The 20,442-nt window shown below is 61.2% G+C and carries 18 protein-coding genes; 12 read left to right on the top strand and 6 right to left on the bottom strand.

The annotated features are described in order from the left end of the window. The first annotated feature begins 245 nt into the window (after positions 1 to 245). A complete protein-coding gene (locus tag C2U43_RS28295) occupies positions 246 to 2,228 on the top strand; it encodes a relaxase/mobilization nuclease domain-containing protein (protein ID WP_004883068.1) in 1,983 nt (660 codons plus the stop codon). On the opposite strand, the gene C2U43_RS28290 is transcribed toward C2U43_RS28295, so the two are convergent. The 6 genes from C2U43_RS28290 to C2U43_RS28265 form a co-directional block, all read right to left on the bottom strand. Then, positions 2,221 to 3,531 carry a patatin-like phospholipase family protein gene (locus tag C2U43_RS28290; RefSeq protein ID WP_023123864.1) on the bottom strand — a complete coding sequence of 437 codons (1,311 nt, stop codon included), beginning with the start codon at positions 3,529 to 3,531 and terminating at the stop codon, positions 2,221 to 2,223. The genes C2U43_RS28295 and C2U43_RS28290 overlap by 8 nt on opposite strands. A 299-nt stretch (positions 3,532 to 3,830) precedes the next feature. Continuing rightward, complete coding sequence (locus tag C2U43_RS28285) at positions 3,831 to 4,448, bottom strand: DUF3313 family protein (protein ID WP_004883071.1); 618 nt, start codon at positions 4,446 to 4,448, stop codon at positions 3,831 to 3,833. A 12-nt stretch (positions 4,449 to 4,460) separates the two neighbouring features. Continuing rightward, positions 4,461 to 4,796, bottom strand: a complete 336-nt coding sequence (locus tag C2U43_RS28280) for a DMT family transporter (protein WP_004883073.1) — start codon at positions 4,794 to 4,796, stop codon at positions 4,461 to 4,463. Positions 4,797 to 4,986: 190 nt separating this feature from the next. Further along, positions 4,987 to 8,103 (bottom strand): efflux RND transporter permease subunit, encoded by a 3,117-nt coding sequence (locus tag C2U43_RS28275; RefSeq protein WP_004883075.1) that lies wholly within the window; start codon positions 8,101 to 8,103, stop codon positions 4,987 to 4,989. A 22-nt stretch (positions 8,104 to 8,125) separates the two neighbouring features. Continuing rightward, complete coding sequence (locus C2U43_RS28270; protein WP_044256783.1) at positions 8,126 to 9,241, bottom strand: efflux RND transporter periplasmic adaptor subunit; 1,116 nt, start codon at positions 9,239 to 9,241, stop codon at positions 8,126 to 8,128. 50 nt (positions 9,242 to 9,291) lie between these two features. Then, positions 9,292 to 9,948 carry a TetR/AcrR family transcriptional regulator gene (locus C2U43_RS28265; protein ID WP_103286032.1) on the bottom strand — a complete coding sequence of 219 codons (657 nt, stop codon included), beginning with the start codon at positions 9,946 to 9,948 and terminating at the stop codon, positions 9,292 to 9,294. Positions 9,949 to 10,057: 109 nt separating this feature from the next. Between C2U43_RS28265 and C2U43_RS29975 the strand changes: the two genes are divergently transcribed. From C2U43_RS29975 to trbJ, 11 genes are all read left to right on the top strand, one after another. Further along, the gene (locus C2U43_RS29975; protein WP_213191790.1) at positions 10,058 to 10,483 is read left to right on the top strand and encodes a hypothetical protein; all 426 of its coding nucleotides are present in this window, start codon (positions 10,058 to 10,060) and stop codon (positions 10,481 to 10,483) included. After that, positions 10,425 to 11,480, top strand: a complete 1,056-nt coding sequence (locus C2U43_RS28260; RefSeq protein WP_223852552.1) for a TolC family protein — start codon at positions 10,425 to 10,427, stop codon at positions 11,478 to 11,480. Before C2U43_RS29975 ends, C2U43_RS28260 begins: the two co-directional genes overlap by 59 nt. A gap of 74 nt (positions 11,481 to 11,554) precedes the next feature. Further along, positions 11,555 to 12,499 (top strand): LysR family transcriptional regulator, encoded by a 945-nt coding sequence (locus C2U43_RS28255; RefSeq protein ID WP_004883081.1) that lies wholly within the window; start codon positions 11,555 to 11,557, stop codon positions 12,497 to 12,499. Continuing rightward, positions 12,496 to 12,771, top strand: a complete 276-nt coding sequence (locus C2U43_RS28250) for an EexN family lipoprotein (protein ID WP_004883082.1) — start codon at positions 12,496 to 12,498, stop codon at positions 12,769 to 12,771. The genes C2U43_RS28255 and C2U43_RS28250 overlap by 4 nt, the downstream gene beginning before the upstream one ends. 282 nt (positions 12,772 to 13,053) lie before the next feature. Further along, positions 13,054 to 15,069: a conjugal transfer protein TraG gene (locus C2U43_RS28245; RefSeq protein ID WP_004883083.1), complete on the top strand. Its 2,016-nt coding sequence runs from the start codon at positions 13,054 to 13,056 to the stop codon at positions 15,067 to 15,069. Continuing rightward, positions 15,066 to 15,530, top strand: coding sequence for a ribbon-helix-helix protein, CopG family (locus C2U43_RS28240; protein ID WP_004883086.1), 465 nt, complete (start codon positions 15,066 to 15,068; stop codon positions 15,528 to 15,530). The genes C2U43_RS28245 and C2U43_RS28240 overlap by 4 nt, the downstream gene beginning before the upstream one ends. Beyond that, complete coding sequence (gene trbB, locus C2U43_RS28235; protein ID WP_004883088.1) at positions 15,527 to 16,594, top strand: P-type conjugative transfer ATPase TrbB; 1,068 nt, start codon at positions 15,527 to 15,529, stop codon at positions 16,592 to 16,594. The genes C2U43_RS28240 and trbB overlap by 4 nt, the downstream gene beginning before the upstream one ends. After that, a complete protein-coding gene (locus C2U43_RS28230; RefSeq protein WP_004883090.1) occupies positions 16,591 to 16,974 on the top strand; it encodes a TrbC/VirB2 family protein in 384 nt (127 codons plus the stop codon). The genes trbB and C2U43_RS28230 overlap by 4 nt, the downstream gene beginning before the upstream one ends. Beyond that, positions 16,971 to 17,243, top strand: a complete 273-nt coding sequence (locus tag C2U43_RS28225) for a VirB3 family type IV secretion system protein (protein ID WP_004883097.1) — start codon at positions 16,971 to 16,973, stop codon at positions 17,241 to 17,243. Before C2U43_RS28230 ends, C2U43_RS28225 begins: the two co-directional genes overlap by 4 nt. Positions 17,244 to 17,254: 11 nt before the next feature. Further along, positions 17,255 to 19,705 carry a conjugal transfer protein TrbE gene (gene trbE / locus C2U43_RS28220; protein WP_004883099.1) on the top strand — a complete coding sequence of 817 codons (2,451 nt, stop codon included), beginning with the start codon at positions 17,255 to 17,257 and terminating at the stop codon, positions 19,703 to 19,705. After that, positions 19,702 to 20,439 carry a P-type conjugative transfer protein TrbJ gene (gene trbJ / locus C2U43_RS28215; RefSeq protein ID WP_004883101.1) on the top strand — a complete coding sequence of 246 codons (738 nt, stop codon included), beginning with the start codon at positions 19,702 to 19,704 and terminating at the stop codon, positions 20,437 to 20,439. The genes trbE and trbJ overlap by 4 nt, the downstream gene beginning before the upstream one ends. Positions 20,440 to 20,442: the final 3 nt, after the last annotated feature.

Below are 20,442 nucleotides of genomic sequence, written 5' to 3'. Positions count from 1 at the left end.
CTGTCTGTTCACGCAGCAGCGCCGCCGGGCCGCCGTTGCCTGGAGCGACAGCGAAGGGCAAAGGCGGAAGGCAAGACAAAAGGACGCGGCACCTGGCCGCGTCGAAAGCCAGTCAGCACATGGGGGGAACGCGGCACGGAGCGGCTTCGCCACCGTGCCGCGTTTGGCGCGAGGGTCGCGCCAATGCTGGCATGTCCGCGTGCTTCGCACGACAGGACACGCCCAAGCTTGCGGGGAGCGCAGCCATGACCGACAGCCGCGACGACGACTTTCGCGTGCGCCCCAGCGCCCCGAAGAACCGGGGCAAGGGCCAGGGGCAGAGCTTCGTTTCCAAGGTGCTCAAGCAGGCCGGCAAAGCCAGCAGCGGCAAGTCGGCAGTACGCCGTCCTGGCGCGGCTGGCACCGGCCAGCGGCCCGGCTCTCGGCTCGGACGTGGCCACACGGCGGCGCGCTTCGCCGGGGCGAAGCTAATGCCCATGTCGCGGCGCGTGACCATCAAGACCTTGCTGGTCAATCACCAGCGGGCCAGCCCGCAATCGCTCGCCAAGCACCTGCGCTACATCGAGCGCGACGGCGCGGGTCGCGATGGCGAACCGGGCCGGGGCTACGGGCCACAGGCCGACGAAGCCGATCTGGACGCCTTCAAGGAACGCTGCGCCGACGACCGGCACCATTTCCGCTTCATCGTCTCGCCCGAGGACGGGGCCGAGCTGGACGACCTGCGCACCTACACCCGGCATCTGGTGAGCCGCATGGAAGCCGACCTGGGCACGCGGCTGGATTGGGTGGCGGTGGATCACTGGAACACCGACAACCCGCACACCCACCTGATCGTGCGCGGGCGCGACGACACCGGCAAAGACCTCATCATCGCGGGTGACTACATCGCCCACGGCTTCCGCCATCGCGCCGCCGAGCTGGCGACCGAGTGGCTGGGGCCGCGCACCGAACTGGAGATTCAGCAGACCTTGAGGCGCGAGGTGGAACAGGAGCGGTGGACGAGCCTGGATCGCACCTTGCAGCGCGAGACCGGCGAGGATGGCCGGGTGCATGTCGAACGGCTCAACGAGCCGAGGTTGCAACGCCAGCGCCTGCTGCTGATCGGCCGCCTGCAACGCTTGCAGCGCCTGGGCCTAGCCGACGAGGTGCAGCCCGGCACCTGGGCCATTCATGCCGATGCCGAGAAGACCTTGCGTGCCCTGGGTGAGCGTGGCGACATCATCCGAACGATGCAGCGGGCCATGAGCGGCCAGCCGCGTGAGCTGGCGGTGTTCGAGCCGGGCGACGATGGTCGCAGCCTCATCGGCCGCGTGGCCGCGAAGGGGCTTGCCGATGAGTTGCACGACCGAGGCTATCTGATCATCGACGGCACGGACGGTAAGGCCCACTACGTTGCACTGAACGCCCGCGACGAACTGGCGAACTATCCCACGGGCGCTGTGGTAGAGGTGAAGGGTTCGACTGAGGTGCGCACGGCCGACAAGAACATCGCCTCGCTGGCGAGCGATGGCCTGTACCGCACCGATCATCACCTGGTAATCGAGCAGGGCCGGGCTACGCCCGGACGCGACCCGCAGGAAGTCGTCGCCGCTCATGTCCGGCGGCTGGAAGCCCTGCGCCGGGCTTGCATCGTGGAGCGCGTGGCCGAAGGGCTATGGAAGGTACCGGACGACCTGGCCGAGCGTGGCCGCCAATACGACGCGCAACGGCTGGGCGATGTAGCCGTAGAGCTGAAATCACACCTTCCTATTGAACGGCAGGCCCGCGTCATCGGCGCGACTTGGCTTGACCAGCAACTGATCGGCGGTGGCCGTGGGCTGGGCAACTTGGGCTTTGGCGGTGATACCAAGCAGGCCATACAGCAGCGAGCCGATTTCCTCGAAGAACAGGGGCTGGCACAGCGCCGCGGGCAGCGCGTCATCCTCGCGCGCAACCTGCTGGGCACGCTACGCAATCGGGAACTAGTGCAGGCCGCGAAAGACATTGCGGCGGAAACCGGCCTAGAGCATCGCCCGGTGGCCGACGGGCAGCGCGTAGCCGGTATCTACCGGCGTTCCATTATGCTCGCCAGCGGGCGCTACGCGATGCTCGATGACGGCATGGGGTTCAGCCTTGTGCCGTGGCGGCCGGTAATTGAGCCGCGACTGGGACAACAGCTTGCCGCAAAGGTTATCGGCGGAAGTGCCTCTTGGGAACTTGGACGAAAGCCCAGTATCGGTATCAGTTAGATATCAAGGGAAGCTGAGTACCAGGCGCAGTCTGCTTGGCTGCTGTGATTCTTCTTAGAGATTCAATCAATGCCATAAACTCCTTGGATTGCCTCAGTGCTTCGCCTCCCGCAGTTTGCAGGTCCAAGACATCCGTAGCCTCGATCGTGAAGGCTGTGGGCACGCGCAGCAGCGAATGCCGGATCTTGTCGTCCGGCACGTCGTTCAGACTTACGCTTACTACGTAGATTTCTGCGTCGGCCGCAAAGGGGCTGTCCGCTTGGCCACGGGTGCGGACAATCTCGGAACGCCAGTGTTGCAGGTCGTCGTTAAGCATGGCCAGCGTCACCTGGGTCTCGCGAGCGCCGGCACCGAAGATCAGCGACTCAAGTACTTGCGTCGTGCTGGGAACTCGGTCGCTACTGTCCACTCTCTCGCTCAGTCCTCGTTCGGAGTTCACCGTCACCAACACGAGTCGGCGCAAGCTTCCGGGCTTGACCTCCGAGAAATTGGCGCTCATTGAGCCCGAAGCTACTAGCCGGTCTAGCATCAGACGTACGCCGAGGTTGTCGGAGACACCACCGTCCACGAGGTGGATATAGGGCCGATCGTGCGCATTGAGGTAGCTGTCTATGCCGCTTTGCAGGATGCGTGATCTGTAATTTTGCCCTCTGACAGGCAAAGATCGGAGAGGCGGCGGACAGGTATTGGCGTTGTTTCGCACCGTTACGGGCGACAGCACCAGCGGTACTGCCGACGAGGCCGCCACCGCGAAAGACAGCGGCGTTGCATCGAGGTCGGAACAGATTAGCCGGAATTGCTCGGTGGTGAAATCGAAAGGGGCACCGGTCGTGAGGTCGGTTGCCGTGATCATCAGTTCGGGCGCGCCCGGTCGTCGGCGCACGTCACCAAAGGTGCGGCCTTCAAAAAGTTCGTCCAAGCGTTGAGCCAGGATCTGGCTGCGCCCAAACCAAGGTGAAGTTAGTCTATAAAGACGCTCAGGCCACAGAGCTTCACGTATGAGTCGCCCCTCAAAAGGCACAAGCAGAAAATCCGGCTCGAAACGAGTCAGCGTGGCATCGCCGAAGGCCGCGAAGTGCGCGGCAAGGATGCTGCCCCCCGACACTCCGCTGACCAGGAACACCTGATCCAACAGAGTGGTCTCCTGGCCCTCTAGCGCGAAGCGTGTGGCCTTGAGTTCGCGCAGCACGCCCAGGCCGAAGGCCGCCGCCCGAGCGCCCCCGCCTGACAGTGTCACCGCTACAACCACCGGTTGGTTGACCTCCGACGGCCTGATGCGTTGGTCGTTCTCGGCGAGAGACATTAAGGCGGCGTCGGAAAGTGTCGGGTTGATCCAAGGACGGTAAGTGGAACACCCTGTCAGAACTACCGTTGCCAGCACACCGGCCAAACTCCATCGTGTGAATTTACACACCTCCAGGCGCTTTACCTCTGCAAGCAGCACCACGCAGCGTTTCGAATAGACAAGAACGAGAAACGCCGGCAATTTTGCGACGAAGCAGAGCCACTCCAGAATGCTGCAGACGTTACAAGAACGGCACCCTACGAATCCCCTTGATGAGGCTCCTCGCGATCCGCGCGAAGTTATGGAATAGCAGCTATTCACGAGCCAGCACTTCTCCAAGCGCTATTGATCCGTTCAAGGCAGGTGGTGATTGCAGACTTTGCATGCCCGAGCAGTGTGTAGGAGCCTTTGAAATCCGCGAGAGCGTTGCCGTGCTCGAAGCAGCTAGCAGCAGCCACCCGACGATCTGTTTGTTCATCTACTGCCTCAAACTCCAAACTAGCTCCCCCAGTTGTCACTGGTCCAACAAGCAACGTCGTTAGGGTGTTGACTGCTCTATTGGGCGTCTCAATGGTCGTAATTGCCACACGCACACGTATGCGGCCTGACGATGCGGGAGCTTCGGACTTAGTTTGGAGATGTCGCAGTTCACTGTTGACGTGATCGAGAAGCTCTCGCACTTGCTCAGCTTCAAGCCCACCTATGCGTCCAGTTGCCGTCACTACCTGAGCATCCTCGACTAATATTTCCCGGTAACGACTGGGTTCAAAGCCTGGCGCCTTGAAGAGCAGAACATTTTCGTACTTCGTTTTTCCCAATACATCGTAATCACCAAGAAACCCTGATCGAGTCATTCCGTTTGAAGCACAGCCAGATAAGGTTGCCGTGAGGCCTGCCAGCAGCACAAAATGGATTAATGAAATAGGGCGTTTCATATATATTTTCATTTATCCCATTTTCAGACAGACGATGCCAGCAACAACCAGCGCAATTCCAACCCAACGTATCAAGGAGGCGGTATCGCCGAACACATACACGCCCACGAAAAACGCGCCCAGCGAACCGATGCCGGTCCAGACCGCATAAGCTGTTCCTATGGGGATCTGTTTAAGAGATAACCATAGGAAAAAGCCGCTGGCTGCCATACAGGCAACTGCAATCGCCGGCCCCACGTAGCGCATCGCTGCATTGGCCGCACCCATCTTGAGGCCTAGTGGCCAACCGATTTCGAACAGGCCGGCAATCAGTAGAACCAACCATGGATTCCATGACAACGGGTTCATATATTTCTCCAAATCTATTCAGTGAAAATTGATTATCAAAGCATCAAAGCATCAAAGAATAGGCAGTAGGCGGTCAATTCGCTCTGCTTCTGATTTCTTCTTAAACTCTCTGATGGCGAGAATCTGTCTCCCCGATCTCTCCGGCCACGAGAGAGATCGGGGGAAGCGTGTGGACAGTTACGCTGAGGGATCAGACCGGTTGCACTGGTTGTTGTACCGCCTCGTGACTCCGTTTGCTGCCCGGCCACTTCATTCCGAACAGCACCTCGTAGAGCAACGGAATCAGGCCAAGCGTCACGAGCGTGCCAAGTGCGAGACCACCGATCATGCCGATGGCCATGCCCTTCCACAGCGGCCCCGCAAACAACATCAGGGGCACGAGACCCGCGATACAGGTCACCTTGGTCATCACGATTGGACGCAGCCGCTGCATCGCAGCTCCCACCAGGGCTTCATGTCGGGCGAGACCTTCCGAGAGGCCGTGTTCAATTTGTTCGAGCAGAAGAACGGCGTTGTTGACGATGATTCCGAACAGCGCAAGCACCCCGAATGTCGCCATGAAGCTGAAAGGAGTGCCTGTTGCCTTCAGTGCAATCACGACCCCAATCAACGTGAAGGGAATCGTTGCGAGAATCACGATCAGCTTGCGGAAGGAGTTGAACTGCCAGATGAATAGCAGCAACATCGCCAGAAGAGCGAACGGCATGTAGTGCGTGAGCGATGCATTCGATTCAGCCGATTCCTCAATTTCTCCACCAAGCTCTATGGCATAGCCTGCAGGTAGTTCAATTGCGGCGATCCGAGGTGCGAGGTGATCCACGATCTCTTGCGCGGTGTATGCGGTGTTCTGCCCCTGAACTGTGACTGTACGAATGAGATTGCGGCGCTGGATCACAGACGGCTCGCTAGCGAGCGTGACATCGGCCACTTGCGCCAGGGAAACCGGCTGGCCACCCGACGCTGGATAGATGGTCGTCGAACCAACGTCCGCAGTGCTGCGCCGATCATTGGACGTCCCGCGCATCACGATTGGCACGCTGGTATCGCCATCTCGGATCACAGAGATCGACTGGCCGATGTAGCGGGTGCCAAGCCAGGCAGCTATGTCGTCGGTGGTGACGCCAGCACGTCGCGCACGATCTTGATCGACCCGAACATCGAGACGGCCGACACGGGTATCCCAGTTGTTCTTGATGTTGGCCGTACCTGGCAGCTCCCGTAGCGCGGACTCAATTTTCGCCGCCGCATTCATCAGCACCTCATGATCCGGCCCACTGACCCGGTAGACGGCTGTGCCGGCTTCGGTAGTGCCTAGCGAGAACCGCTGAGGCTCTGCGCGTACATCTCCATGATGCTGCGCGAAGTAAGCCCGAGTTCGGGCAATCACGACGTCAATGTTGGTGCCTGCCTTGACCGTCACGACAAAGTACGCGATGTTCGATGCTGGCAATGGGGGATTGAGCCCAAGGATGAAGCGCGGCCCACCGTCAGCGACGTAGCCAATGTGATCCGTGATTTCGGGGTTGATTTCTTGATCACCGAGCCAGCCGCTCACTTCCTTCACTTTGGCAAGAGTGAGCCGTGAATCCGTTCCAGGGGCGAGCTGCACCGGTATTTGGAATTGAACTCGGTCGGACTTCGGCAAGAAGTCGTATGGCAGTGTCGTGAATCCGTACAGAGCTACGGCCAATGCACCCGTCATCACACCAACGTAGATCGCCTTGTGGTCAAGCACCCACTCAAGCAACTTGCGATAGCCGCGATAGAAGCGTGTGTTGTAGGTTTGCGCGTCATTCGCCGGTTGATGATGCACTTTGGTGAAGTGGTAGCACAGCAGTGGAGTGACGGTCAGACACAACAGCCAAGATCCGAGTAACGTGAGCGCGAGGACAATGACGAGAGAGCGCAGATACTCACTCGTCGCACTCTGGCCGAAGAAGAACGGGGAGAAGGCGATGACGATAACCAATGAGGACGTCAGCAGCGGCAGTGCGAGGGTACGACCCGCTTCGAGACAAGCCTGTTTGCGGTCTTCACCGGCTGCCAAGCGCCGTTCAATGTCTTCGGCAATCACGATGCCGTTGTCTACCAAGAGCCCCAAAGCGATGATGATGGCTGCCATCGAAACACTTTGCAGCTCGATGTTCAGCGCGCGCATCACGATCAGTGCCCCCAGAATGGTAAGCGGCACGATCATCCCGACGATGAATCCTGTGCGCCATCCCAGGAAAAGGACGACGACGCCGAGCACGATGACAATCGTTTCGATCATCACCTGGTTCATCTTGCCCATTTCACGTTTGACGACGTCTGCCTGGAATGTCACATAGGAGAGCTCGAAACCTGCGGGCAGAAGTTTCTCAAGCTCGGCCACACGGGATTTGAGGGCTACGCCGAATTGCTCCACGTTCTGGCCCGAGGTCATGGACACTGCCATCACTACGGCAGGCTGGCCCTTATAGACTGCAGCAGACTCGGGAGGATCTGCAGGTTGTACCTGCACGCGCGCAAGCTCTCCCAGTGAGATTGAAGGAGCAGGCGAAGCACCGCGCGCACCCTGAGCTTGCGCCATCATGATCGGCAACGCGCGCAGCGAAGCGGCGTCGCGAACCTCTCCACTAACAGCCAGCGAAGCGTTGATGCCACCGATGGCGATTTGCCCGCCTGAAAGCACGACGTTTTGTTTAACGAGTTGATCGATCACCCCTTGTGGGGTCAATCCAAGCTGGGCTAGTTTTGGTCGATCAAATTCGAGATAGACGCGCTCTTCCTGCAAGCCGTAGAAGCTGATGCGATCAACGCCGGGAAGCGCGTATAGGCGATCGCGCATCTCTTTCAACGACACACGCATTTCGCCCATGGAGTAGCCCGGCGCGGTCACCGCAATGGAGGCCACGGCAACACGGCCGAAGTCGTCGTTGACAAATGGCCCCAACGTACCCTGTGGAAGCAGAGGCTGAGCATCGGCAACCTTCGCGCGAACGCGCTGCCATATGGGGGCTAGGTCGGTGTACCGCTCCCAGATCGTGACCTGTATGACGGCCCCGCCCGCGCGAACGGTTGTGGTTACACGCTTGACCTCGGCCAGCTCCCGCAAACGCTCCTCGATCGGACGCGCGATCAACTGCTCAACACGTTCGGCTGGCATGCCAGGGTTCAGAACGGCAACAACCGCATCTCGAATCGTGACCGATGGCTCTTCCTGCGAAGGGAAATTGAGAAACGTGGCAATGCCGGCAACAAGAATGATGACCGCGGCAAGGTAGGTGAGTCTGCTGGCGCGCAGCGCCATTTCTGTGATCTTCATAGCGAAGTCTTCCTGTAGCGGGTCAGCGTCCGGCCAATTGGGTCGTGGCCTTGAGTGGGGTGACTTGTTGCTCGTTCGTCAGCCAACTCGCGCCAGCCGCGACTACCATCTCGCCGCGCTTCAGGCCGCCCACAACGCGAACGTTGTCGCCGCCTGGCTCGCTCTGGAATTGCACTTCCCGGCGGTGCACCTTCTTTCCGGTCACGTCATATACAAACACTGCGGCTTGTCCTGCTTTCTCACTGAGCACCAGTGCCGAATAGGGAAGCATCAGACGATCTGGTGAGGCATCCTTCGCTTCCGGTGCCTTCAGCAATACTTGAACGGCAGACCCGGGTCGAAGACTGCGCGCAAGAGTAGCATCTTGAGGAACGAGCACGACAGGTAAAAGTGAGCCATTTTCAGCACGCAAGCCGATGCGTTGTACCGAAGCACGAACGGGACTTGCTGACTCGCTCAGGCGCAGTTCGGCGACCTGCCCAATTTTGATATTTGCCGCCTGGGTCGTCGATGCAGTCGCAAGGACTTCTACGCCGCTGCGTAGTCCATCCACTTGAAGCACCGGCGCTCCGGCTGCAATATCTGTGAACGGCAGAGCGAGTTTCTCCGCGACGACGCCGTCGAATGGCGCATGAATGGCGGCCCCCCTTCGCGCACGCTCGGCAAGGCCGAATGCGGCCTTTGCATTGCGCACCTGGCCTTCAGCTGCAACCAACTGTGCTTTCACACTCTCGAATGCAGCCGGGGAGATTACGTTGCCCTCAAGCAGCCCCCTTTGCTGCGTTGTCTGCACGATTCTGTCTGCCAATGCGGCTTCCGCAGCAGCGAGTGTCGCCCGAGCCTGTTCTAGGCGGAGTTGCTCGGGCTGAACATCCAACTCAGCCAGAAGCTGTCCGCGAGAGAAGCGATCTCCCACGTCCACATGAAGCTTGCTGATACGCCCGCCAGTCTCGAACCCCAAGGTACTCCGCTCACTGGAGCGAGCTAGACCACTCAATTCAATGCGATTGGCCACAGAACCTACATCCCCCACCGTGAGCAGCTTGACCGCTCGCGGTGGATCGGAAGCAGGCTCCTTCTGACTATCACAGCCGGCAAGCGATGCGAGCAGAACAAACGCGAGGCCGACTTTCTGCATTTGCCAGGACTGGGATTTAAAGGGAGTGCAAGACACGGGAAGGCCTTTCATCAGCGTTTATCAATAGGGGTGAGTTCCAGTTCGCCGCGGGCGAGCGCCTGGAGGGTGTGCATGAGTCGAGAAAGGTCTTCGGCAGCAAACGTCGGAAAACCCATCATTTCGGCGAGGAAGACTCCGTCCAAGGCAAATAGAACGATTCCGGCGATATCGGTGCCGCGTGGAGATTTGCTCGCGTTCTCGTACTGCCTGCGGTACCAGCCGCGCACAGGCTCAAGCAGCGTGGGGTCTTCAGCCACGGCCGCCAGCAATGCAGCGCTCATCTTTTGCATCCCGCCGTCAGGCATAGCCGAGACCTGGCTGGATAGCCAAGGGTCTGGATCGCCGACGAATGGCAGCTCTCGCTCTTCCTGCCCGCCATCAAACGCCGAGACCTGGTCATCAATCATCGTGAGGAGCAGATCGCGCTTGGTCTTGAAGTGGTACAGGAACGCACCTTTGCTCATTCCTGCCCGTGCAACGCTCATTCCTGCCCGTGCAACGACCGCGTCAAGCGTTAGGTGCCCGGCACCTCCCTCCATGACTACGTCACGCGCAGCTTGAAGGATGCGCTCCCGTGTTTGTTGCGCTTTCTTAGAGATGGAGGGGGCTTCAGCGCCGTTGTCCGCCGAATGCGACTCCTCTGGGCTTGATTTCATACGAGTTGCCATGGTGAAACTCCAAAGATGCTTGATTTTTGAATCGTCTGGACGGTATAGTACACGCCATGAACTATGCCCGTCAAGACGGCCTCCTCAATTCACAACCTAGTGGCTCAACATGTCCGATCCCTACGCCCGCCGCGGCCTTACTGCTGTTGCATTCCTATCGATCACGCTTCTCGCCGCGTGCAGCCACTCGCCTCACAGGGTGGAGACATCACGCGTTGAGGTTCCGGCCAAATTCATGAACGAAGCGGGTCTGGCTGTGCAGCAGGTGCCAGCACAAGCACTCCCGGCCGAGTGGTGGACGGCGTACGGTGATCCGCTGATTGACGCGCTGGTGCGCAACGCGCTGGAGCACAACACCGATCTCGCTATTGCAAGAGCGCGGATTGATGAAGCTGTGGCGATCACCCGACGTACACGCGCTTCAATGTTCCCTAGCTTGGCGCTCACGCCCCAAGCAACGCGCGCGCGACTTTTCTTTGGCACCGACCATCAGCAGCGATGCCAGGCTTCCGCTGTCGGCTTCATGGGAAGTTGATCTAGCGGGCCGCCTCTCGCATGCCGCTGATGGCGCACGGATGGACGCAGTTGCTGTCGAACAGAACTGGTTCGCGACACGTTGGCAGATCGCCTTTGAGACAGTGTCCGCTGCACTGCAGCAGCGGCAGGCGGCAGAGCTGGAAGATCTGGCAAAAGAGCGACTTCAAGTCGCCGAGCGCCTTGAGCGTCTGACAGAGCAGAAGTTCAAGGCAGGTCAAGCTACGGGCTTTGACATTGAACGCACGCGTTCCGAGGTCATCGCCCTCCGGGTGGAGCAAGAGCAGTTGCGACGCGTACGCGGCGAAGCAACGCATGCCTTGGATGTGCTCGTTGGCCGGATTCCGGGGGCGCTTGGCAGCGGTCCTGCGCTTGCCTCTCTCACCATGCCCGATTGGACTCCCAGAAGCGTGCCAGGCGAATTGCTGCAGCAGCGCCCCGACGTCAGAGCCGCGCAGGCGCGTCTTGCAGCGGCGACGGCGCGATGGAACGCAGCAGAAGGCGAGCGGCTCCCCAAACTTGTGCTCGATTTGAGTGGTGGGCGCCAACGCTTCGAGAACAACGGAACACGTGTGGCAGGGAACATTTTCTCTCTGGGCTTGGGTGTGACGCTTCCGATCTTTGACGGTGGAGCAATACAAGCGGGAATCGACGAGGGCTCAGCACGCAGTCGCGGCGCACAGGCTGACCTGGAACGCACGGTTTTGCTTGCGCTTCAGGATGTGGAGAACGCTTATCTGGGCTGGCAGACCCAGCGGACTTCTCTGCAGCATCAGGTCGATGGTCTTGTCGTCGCTGATCGACTCCTTGACCGCAGTCGACGCCTCTTTGAGGCGGGACAGGTGGATGCGACCGTTGTTGCAGAAGCGGAGCGTGGCACCTTGTCCCAGCGAGCGGCTCTGGTCCGTGCTCGCGCCGACGCAGCCGTGCAATGGGGTGTTCTCGCTAAAGCGCTTTCTGGTTCGCCAGAGCATGTGAATCTGCAATCTTCACCCTGAGTCCTTGAGTTGGAAGAACGCAGCATGGCAGCGAGTTTTAAATACTGAATAGATCGACGATTAGTAGGGGACGCATGGAAATTCGACATCTACGTTGTTTTATGGCGCTCGCCGAGGAACTTCACTTCGCTCGCGCCGCTGCGAAACTGCATATTGAGCAGTCCCCACTGTCTCGCACGATCAAAGAACTCGAAGAGGAGTTAGGAGCACAGCTCTTTATTCGGAACACGAGAAGCACGCGTTTGACACGAGCTGGGTTGATGCTCATGGAGCACGCACCTCGGGTGTTCGCATCCTTGCAACAGGCGCGGGACTGCGTGAAGGCAGCAAAAAATGGCTTTCATGGACAACTCCGCGTCGCCTTGTCAGACGGCGCAACACTACTGTGCTTACCAGCCCTATTGGCGTTGTGTCGCGAGGAGGAGCCCGAGGTTGAGATTCGCTTTTTTGAGGTGCCACTATCCCAACAAATCAAAGGATTGCACGACGACCTGTATGACGTCGGCTTTGCACAGTCCGACGACGTAGGTGATGGAATCGTCGCACTTCCCGCGTGGACTGACACGCTTATGGTGGCGCTGCCAGCTCGGCATCCGTTGCTGGCTCTTAAGCGAATTCCATTGGATGAACTGCTGCGCTACCCGCTAGTGCTATCTGATCCTCAAGTGTGCGAGGGCCACGCCAAGCACATTGAGCGAGTACTTAGCCGGGCTGAAATGCAGCCTCTAGTTGCCGAGCGGGTTACCACTTTCGACCTGATGATGGCGTTGGTATCTGCCGGTTTTGCACTCGGACTTACAGGGGCTGCACACATTGCAGCCTCCCGAGAGCCAGGAGTCGTGGCGAGGCCGCTTTCGACACGCGTACCACCTTTGACGACCTATCTACTCAGACTTGAAGGCGATCCGTTTGACGAGCTTGCGCGCTTCATTCAGCGAGTACAGGCCATCGAATTGCCAGAGTTTCTCAGGTCAACAAAAAGCCGAAATCCCGATCTTCCGGAGGAATTGATGCCATGAGACTCGCCATCACGCTCGTCGCTGCAATGCTAGTCGCATGCGGTCAATCTGATAAACCGCACAAAGCCACTAGTGCAGAAAAGAAAACCCCGACAGTAGAAGAGCTGGTGGCAGACCCGGAACAGCTCAAGAAGTTGCGCCAGCAATGCAAGACGGATCGGCCTACTTTGGGCGAACTGCTTTGCAACCGGGTAGCGGAGGCAACACGTAAGCGGTTCTACGGTGACGGAAAAACGCCATACACACCGCCCAAAGAATCCCCCAAATTCTGAAATTCAGCAATTCAGCAATTCAGCAATTCAGCAATTCAGCAATTCAGCAATTCAGCAATTCGCTAGTCTGCCTGAATCTTCTGTTCGGCACGCTGATATTCGCCGGCGCTTACGGAGTCACTCCCTGGCTAGACACAGCGCGAATTCATTCTTTCTTATCGACCTTTCTGCCCCAAACGGTCTTTGACCGGCACTAAGCCAGCACCGATCCTGACGCCTGCGGCACATTTCTAAGCCGCGTTTCCCAAGGGAATCAGCGTAGGAGAGATTGGAGGCGGGGCTATGCAAGGTACGAATGTGCTGTTCGGTCAGATAGCCGTGGTATTCGGCATCGTGATCGCGGGTGTGTGGGGCGCCACACAATGGACGGCAGCAGCCCTTGGCTATCAGGTACGCCTTGGCTCCCCCTGGTTTGATTTCCTCGGCACACCGATCTACCTCCCGTGGAAGCTGTTTGAGTGGTGGTTCTTCTTCGATGCCTACGCGCCACGCGTTTTCGACACGGGCGGTGCCATAGCGGGTGGCAGTGGCTTGCTGGCGGTGGTGGTCGCAGTCTGCATGTCGATCTGGCGCTCTCGTCAATCACGCCTAGTCACGACCTATGGCTCGGCACGCTGGGCAAGTACGGAGGACATTCGCAAAGCCGGCCTTACGCAGCCGATCGGCGTGTTCCTCGGTCAGCACGATGGCAAGTACCTTCGGCATGAAGGCCCGGAACACATCCTCACTTTCGCGCCCACGCGCTCAGGCAAAGGCGTCGGCCTTGTGGTGCCGACGCTGCTTTCTTGGCCTGCATCCGCCGTAGTCCACGACATCAAGGGCGAGAATTGGCAGATCACCGCAGGTTGGCGCTCACGCTACTCACACTGCCTGCTGTTCAATCCGACCGATGCGAAGTCGGCGGCCTACAACCCGCTGCTAGAAGTTCGGCGCGGCGCACATGAAGTGCGTGACGTACAGAACATAGCCGACATTCTGGTCGATCCAGAAGGCGCGCTTGAGAAGCGCAACCATTGGGAGAAGACTTCGCACGCGCTGCTGGTCGGGGCCATCCTGCATGTGCTCTACGCGGGCGAGGACAAGACGCTGCGCGGCGTCGCCAATTTCCTCTCCGATCCGGCCAGCCCCTTCGAGCTGACCTTGCACCGGATGATGACCACACAGCACCTCGTGAACGTGGAAGGTGGTGGCCCGCATCCAGTCGTCGCTTCGGCGGCGCGCGAAGTGCTCAACAAGTCGGACAACGAGCGTTCCGGCGTGTTGAGCACCGCCATGTCGTTCCTGGGCCTCTACCGCGACCCCACGGTGGCCGAAGTCACCTCGCGCTGCGACTGGCGTATCGCCGACCTGATCGCGTCCGAGCATCCGGTGTCGCTTTATCTGGTAGTGCCACCTTCGGATATTTCGCGGACGAAACCGCTCATTCGCCTGATCCTCAACCAGATCGGCCGACGGCTCACCGAATCGCTCGACGGCAGCGACGGCATCGAACGCCGCCACAAGCTGCTGCTGATGCTCGATGAGTTCCCGGCGCTGGGCCGCCTGGACTTCTTCGAGACGGCGCTTGCCTTCATGGCGGGCTACGGAATCCGCAGTTTTCTTATCGCCCAATCGCTCAACCAGATCGACAAAGCCTACGGCCAGAACCATTCGATTCTGGATAACTGCCATGTCCGCGTGACGTTCGCCACCAACGATGAACGCACTGCGAAACGGATCTCCGAAACGCTTGGCACCGCTACCGAACTGCGCGCGCAGCGCAACTATGCCGGGCACAGATTGGCACCGTGGCTGGGGCACCTCATGGTGTCGCGGCAGGAGACGGCCCGCCCGCTACTGACGCCCGGTGAAGTGATGCAGCTTCCGACTGAGGAAGCTGTGGTGATGGTGTCCAGCGTGGCACCGATCAAGGCCAAGAAGCTGCGCTACTACGCCGACGCGAATTTCAAGAACCGCGTTTTACCGCCGCCTGTGCTCGCGGCCGGGCAATACGCGGACGCGCCACCGGCCCGGCCCGACGACTGGAGCGGCCTATCGATCCCAGCCGTGTCAACGGTCCGGGCTGCGGGCCTGTCCGGCGATGGCACAGGCACCGCCGATGACGGCGGCCCACGCCGACAGCCGGAGCTATCCGAAGTCAGCGAATACAGCCCCGAACCGCTGCTCGCCGGCCATGACCTGACTCTGCTCGATGACGACGACGACCTGCCGCTGCCGCTTCCCGGCCAGCTCGACCCGGCCATGCAGCGCACGGCCCGGCTGGCTTCCCTCGACCCCAACGACGGAATCGACTTATGAGCCAATACCGCCTCAATCTGTTCATTCAGCCCGAGCACGCCAAGCGTCTCGAAGAACTGGCCGCCAAGAAAGGCGTGTCCAAGTCGTCCATTGTCGCGGCGGCGCTCGCGTCGTGGCTATCGCCCGATGCTGGCGACCAGCGCGAGGCGGCCATCGCCAAGCGGCTCGATCGCCTGTCGCGGCAGGCCGAGCGCATGGAGCGCGACCAGAACATCCAGATCGAAACACTGGCGCTGTTCATCCGCTACTTCCTGACCGTCAGCACCCCGATTCCCGAAGCCCATCAGGACGCAGCTCGCGCCCAAGGCAAAGCGCGTTTCGAGCAATTCGTGGAGCGGCTCGGCCGCCACCTGCTGCGTGGCCGCAGCCTGGTGCGCGACGTTGTGGAAGAACTGCACCCAGACCCGGCGCGAATGGATGACGCGGAGGCACTGGCTGAAGCGCAGGAGCGTGCCTCATGAGCGCCATTCCGCAAACCCCGCCCGAACTCTCATCCGCCGCAACCTCTCTGGATCGCCGTATCCAGATGCTGCGCACGGCAATGGGGCCAGTCATCGCCGCTGCGCTGGCCGACCCCGACGTGGTGGAAATCATGCTCAACCCCGACCGCACCCTATGGGTGGATCGGTTGTCATCGGGCCGCATGCCGCTGGGCGTGGAGCTGTCCCAAGACGATGGCGAACGCATCATCCGGCTGGTGGCTGCGCACGTCGGCGCAGAGGTGCATCGCGGGCGGCCGCTGCTGACCGCCGAGCTGCCCGAAACCGGCGAGCGGTTCGAGGGCATCTTGCCGCCCGCAGCGCCCGGCCCAGCCTTCGCGCTGCGCAAGCGCGCCGTGAGCATCATCGGGCTGGATCGCTATGTGGCCGACGGCATCTTGACCACAGGCCAGGCCGAGTTCCTGCGCCGCGCCGTGCGTGAGCGCCAGAACATCCTGATCGCCGGGGCGACGAGCAGCGGCAAAACCACACTCGCCAATGCCTTGCTTGCGGAGATCGCCGCCACGGGCGACCGCGTGCTTGTGCTCGAAGACACCATCGAGCTGCAATGCGCAGCCCGCGACCATGTGCCGCTGCGCACCCGCGCTGGCGTCGTGTCTATGACCGAGCTGGTGCGGGCCACGATGCGCCTGCGCCCCGACCGCGTGATCGTCGGCGAGGTACGCGGCGGCGAAGCCCTGGACTTGGTTAAGGTGTGGGGCACCGGCCACCCCGGCGGCATCGCCACCATCCACGCCGGTTCCGCGCTGGGCGCGCTGCTGCGCCTCGAACAGTTGATTCTTGAAGTGGCGGTGAACCCACCGCGTGCGCTGATCGCCGAGGCGGTCAACGTCGTGATCCACATCGCCGGGCGTGGCCGCAAGCGCCGCGTCGAAAGCATCGCCCGTGTCGTCGGTTTCGACGGCACCGGCTATCGCCTGGCGGACGCGCTGGAAACACCGTTTCCCGAGCTGATGCCGGTTCCTCTCGCAGCCGATGCCGCTGCGCCTTCCTCGTCCCTTGACCTACCTGGAGAACTGCCATGACGCAGATGCACGTTCACGCTTTCCGTAATTCCGTAAATCCGGTTTCAACCATCGCACGCCTGCGGCGGCTGGCCGGCCCCGCGCACCACGGCCTGCTGCTGGCCGCAGTCATGCTGATGACGGCGGGCACGGCGAAGGCATCCGGCTCCTCGATGCCGTGGGAAGGCCCGCTGCAATCCATTCTGGAGTCGATTCAGGGGCCGGTGGCACGCATCGTCGCGGTCATCATCATCATCGCCACGGGCCTCGCGCTCGCCTTCGGCGACACGTCGGGCGGCTTTCGCAAGCTGATCCAGATCGTGTTCGGTTTGAGCATCGCGTTCGCCGCGTCCTCGTTCTTCCTGTCGTTCTTCAGCTTCTCCGGCGGGGCTGTCGTATGAGTGGCCCGGATAGCTTCGCGGCCGGCTTCGAGGTGCCGCTACATCGCTCGCTGACCGAGCCGCTCTTGATGGGCGGCGCACCGCGCACGGTGGCGATTGCCAACGGCACGCTAGCCGCTGCCGTCGGGCTGGGCCTGCAACTCTGGATTCCTGGCGTAGTGCTCTGGATCGTCGGTCACTCGCTGGCCGTGTGGGGCGCGAGGGTCGATCCGCAGTTCATGCAGGTCTTCGCCCGGCACATCAAGCACAAGCCGCTGCTGGACGTGTAGGAGACGCCGCCATGCTTAACCTTGCCGAATACCGCCAGCGGCCCGCCTTGCTGGCCGACTGGCTTCCCTGGGCTGGGCTGATCGCGCCGGGCGTGGTGCTGAACAAGGATGGCTCGTTTCAGCGCACGGCGCGCTTTCGCGGGCCTGATCTGGACAGCGCCACGCAGGGCGAATTGATCGCCACGACGGCACGGCTAAACAACGCGTTGCGCCGGCTGGGTTCGGGCTGGGCGCTGTTCGTGGAAGCCGAGCGCCAGTCGGCCGCGGACTATCCGCATTCCGACTTTCCCGAACCGCTGTCCTGGCTGGTGGACGAAGAACGCCGCGCTGCCTTTGAGGAATCGGGGAACCACTACGAAAGCAGCTATCACCTGACGCTAGCCTATCTGCCGCCGGAGGAATCCCGCGCTCGTGCAGCCAAGCTGCTCTACGAGCACGCGCCGGGCGATGGTGTGGACTGGCGCGGTCGGCTTGACGCCTTCCTGGCAGAAACGGATCGGGTTTTCGACCTGCTCGATGGCGTGATGCCAGAAATCGTCTGGTTGGACGATGCCGCGACGCTGACTTATCTTCACGCCACGGTGTCCACGCGGCGCTACCGGCTGGCCGTGCCCGAGGTGCCTTTCCACCTCGACGCACTGCTGGCCGATTCCGCCCTAGTCGGCGGCCTTGCGCCCATGCTGGGTGACCAGCATCTGCGCGTGGTGTCGGTGCGGGGCTTTCCGACCTCGACCTGGCCGGGCCTGCTGGACGACCTCAATCGCCTGGGCTTTGCCTATCGCTGGAGTACCCGGTTTCTCTGCCTCGATAAAGCCGAGGCGGAAAAGGAGCTGGGCCGCCTGCGTCGCCAGTGGTTTGCGAAACGGAAGAATGTCATTGCGCTACTGCGCGAAACCATCTTCCAGCAGGAATCGCCGCTGGTGGACACGGATGCCAGCAACAAGGCGGCCGACGCGGATGCCGCCTTGCAAGAGCTTGGCAGCGATCAAGTCGCCTTCGGCTACCTCACCGCCACGGTGACGGTGTTCGATGACGACCCTGCCGTAGCCGACGAAAAGCTGCGCATGGTGGAACGTGTCATCCAAGGACGTGGCTTCGTCACCATCCCCGAAACCTTAAATGCAGTCGATGCGTGGCTGTCGTCCATACCAGGCAATGCCTATGCCAACGTGCGCCAGCCCATCGTCTCGACGCTGAATCTGGCGCACATGATGCCGGTGTCCGCCGTGTGGGCTGGGCCGGAGAAAAACGCCCATCTCGACGGCCCGCCGCTGATCGTCACGCGCACGGATGGCGCGACGCCGTTCCGGCTGGTGACGCACATCGGCGACGTGGGGCATACGCTGGTCGCGGGGCCGACGGGCATGGGAAAATCTGTCCTGCTGGCGATGCTCGCCTTGCAGTTCCGCCGCTATGGCGGCTCGCGCATCTTCGCCTTCGACATGGGGCGATCCATGCGGGCGACGGTGCTGGGCCTGGGCGGCGAACACTACGACCTCGGCGCGGACGGCGCCATTGCCTTTCAGCCCTTGGCCCGTATCGACAGCGAAGGCTATCGCACCTGGGCCGCCGAGTGGATCGAAGGCCGCCTGCTGCATGAAGGCGTGACCGTCGGCCCCGACGAGAAAGCCGCCATTTGGTCGGCGCTCGGCAGCCTCGCTGGTGCGCCGGTGGAGCAGCGCACGATGACCGGGCTTTCGGTGCTGCTGCAATCGAACGCGCTGCGGCAGGCATTGTCGCCGTATGTGCTGGGCGGCGCGCACGGCAAGCTACTGGATGCCGACCGCGACCGGCTCGGCAGCGGCGACGTGCAGGGCTTTGAGATGGAAGAGCTAATGCACAGCCCCGCCGCCGTGCAAGCGGTGCTGCGCTACTTGTTCGCCCGCTTCGATGCACGTTTCGACGGTGCTCCCACGCTGCTGATTCTCGATGAAGCCTGGCTATTCCTTGATGAACCGTCCTTCGCGGCACGCATCCGGCAATGGTTGAAAACTCTGCGCAAGAAAAACGTGTCGGTGATCTTCGCCACGCAGTCGCTTGCCGACATCAAGGATTCGACCATCGCGCCCGCGATCATCGAAAGCTGCGCGAGCCGGATTTTCTTGCCCAACCCGCAGGCGACCGAGCCGCAGATTCGCACGGTCTACGAGGGCTTTGGCCTCAACAGTCGGCAAATCGAAATCGTCGCCACCGCGCAGCCCAAGCGCGACTACTACTACCAATCGCGCCTGGGCAATCGTCTGTTCGACCTCGACCTGGGGCCAGCCGCGCTCGCCTTCTCGGGCGCATCCACACCGCAAGACCAACGCGACATTGACCGAGTGCTGACGCAGGCCGGCGCTCCCGGCTTCGCCGGTGCGTGGCTACGCCATCGCGGCCTCGATTGGGCCGCCGACCTGCTGCCGTCCTCGCCGTCGGCGGCTTCTTTCCTCGCTACTCAACCCCTGGAGATTTCGCCATGAAGACCCGTGTACTTTCCGTTTCGCTCGCCGCCGCGCTGGCCGGCTCGCTGATGCTCGCTCAGCCAGCGGCGGCGCTCACTTTCGTTGATCCCGTCAACTTGGTGCAGAACACGCTGACTGCCATCCGCACGCTGGAGCAGATCAACAACCAGATCAACCAGCTCCAGAACGAAGCGCAGATGTTGATGAACCAGGCGCGCAACCTGGCGAATCTCGACTTCAACATCGTCAACCGGCTGCGCTCGACGCTCGCCACGACTGAACGCCTGATTGCCGAGGCGCAAGGGCTGGCCTACGACGTGCAGAGCATGGATGCCACGTTCTCGCGCCTGTACCCGGAGCAGTACGCCGCCACCATCAGCGGCGACCGCATGGCACAGGACGCACGCGAACGCTGGAAGAACACGCTCGACGGCCTGCACACCGCGATGCGGATGCAGGCGCAGGTGTCGCAGAACCTGACGCAAGACGAAAGCGCGCTGGCCGACCTCGTGAGCCAAAGCCAATCGGCCACGGGTGCGCTGCAAGCGATGCAGGCAACGAACCAGCTTCTCGCCTTGCAGGCCAAGCAGTCCATCCAGGCCCAGCAGCTCCAGATCACACAAGACAGGGCGGCCTCGCTGGAGCTGGCGCGGCAGGCAGCGGCCACCGAGCGCGCCCGCGAAGTGCGGCGGCGCTTCCTGGGCACCGGCACGCCGTACACACCGCAGTCCGTCAACTTCTACAACAACTGACGG

It is taken from the genome of Citrobacter freundii complex sp. CFNIH9, assembly GCF_002903305.1.
GTDB lineage: Bacteria > Pseudomonadota > Gammaproteobacteria > Enterobacterales > Enterobacteriaceae > Citrobacter > Citrobacter portucalensis.
Note: the sequence above shows the minus strand (reverse complement) of the source record. Positions and strands in the feature narration are given on the sequence as shown.

Coding starts and splice junctions, on each gene's coding strand:
- C2U43_RS28295 (WP_004883068.1), top strand. CDS start 246: ATGACCGACAGCCGCGACGACGACTTTCGCGTGCGCCCCAGCGCCCCG.
- C2U43_RS28290 (WP_023123864.1), bottom strand. CDS start 3,531: ATGTCTCTCGCCGAGAACGACCAACGCATCAGGCCGTCGGAGGTCAAC.
- C2U43_RS28285 (WP_004883071.1), bottom strand. CDS start 4,448: ATGAAACGCCCTATTTCATTAATCCATTTTGTGCTGCTGGCAGGCCTC.
- C2U43_RS28280 (WP_004883073.1), bottom strand. CDS start 4,796: ATGAACCCGTTGTCATGGAATCCATGGTTGGTTCTACTGATTGCCGGC.
- C2U43_RS28275 (WP_004883075.1), bottom strand. CDS start 8,103: ATGAAGATCACAGAAATGGCGCTGCGCGCCAGCAGACTCACCTACCTT.
- C2U43_RS28270 (WP_044256783.1), bottom strand. CDS start 9,241: ATGCAGAAAGTCGGCCTCGCGTTTGTTCTGCTCGCATCGCTTGCCGGC.
- C2U43_RS28265 (WP_103286032.1), bottom strand. CDS start 9,948: ATGGCAACTCGTATGAAATCAAGCCCAGAGGAGTCGCATTCGGCGGAC.
- C2U43_RS29975 (WP_213191790.1), top strand. CDS start 10,058: ATGTCCGATCCCTACGCCCGCCGCGGCCTTACTGCTGTTGCATTCCTA.
- C2U43_RS28255 (WP_004883081.1), top strand. CDS start 11,555: ATGGAAATTCGACATCTACGTTGTTTTATGGCGCTCGCCGAGGAACTT.
- C2U43_RS28250 (WP_004883082.1), top strand. CDS start 12,496: ATGAGACTCGCCATCACGCTCGTCGCTGCAATGCTAGTCGCATGCGGT.
- C2U43_RS28245 (WP_004883083.1), top strand. CDS start 13,054: ATGCAAGGTACGAATGTGCTGTTCGGTCAGATAGCCGTGGTATTCGGC.
- C2U43_RS28240 (WP_004883086.1), top strand. CDS start 15,066: ATGAGCCAATACCGCCTCAATCTGTTCATTCAGCCCGAGCACGCCAAG.
- trbB (WP_004883088.1), top strand. CDS start 15,527: ATGAGCGCCATTCCGCAAACCCCGCCCGAACTCTCATCCGCCGCAACC.
- C2U43_RS28230 (WP_004883090.1), top strand. CDS start 16,591: ATGACGCAGATGCACGTTCACGCTTTCCGTAATTCCGTAAATCCGGTT.
- C2U43_RS28225 (WP_004883097.1), top strand. CDS start 16,971: ATGAGTGGCCCGGATAGCTTCGCGGCCGGCTTCGAGGTGCCGCTACAT.
- trbE (WP_004883099.1), top strand. CDS start 17,255: ATGCTTAACCTTGCCGAATACCGCCAGCGGCCCGCCTTGCTGGCCGAC.
- trbJ (WP_004883101.1), top strand. CDS start 19,702: ATGAAGACCCGTGTACTTTCCGTTTCGCTCGCCGCCGCGCTGGCCGGC.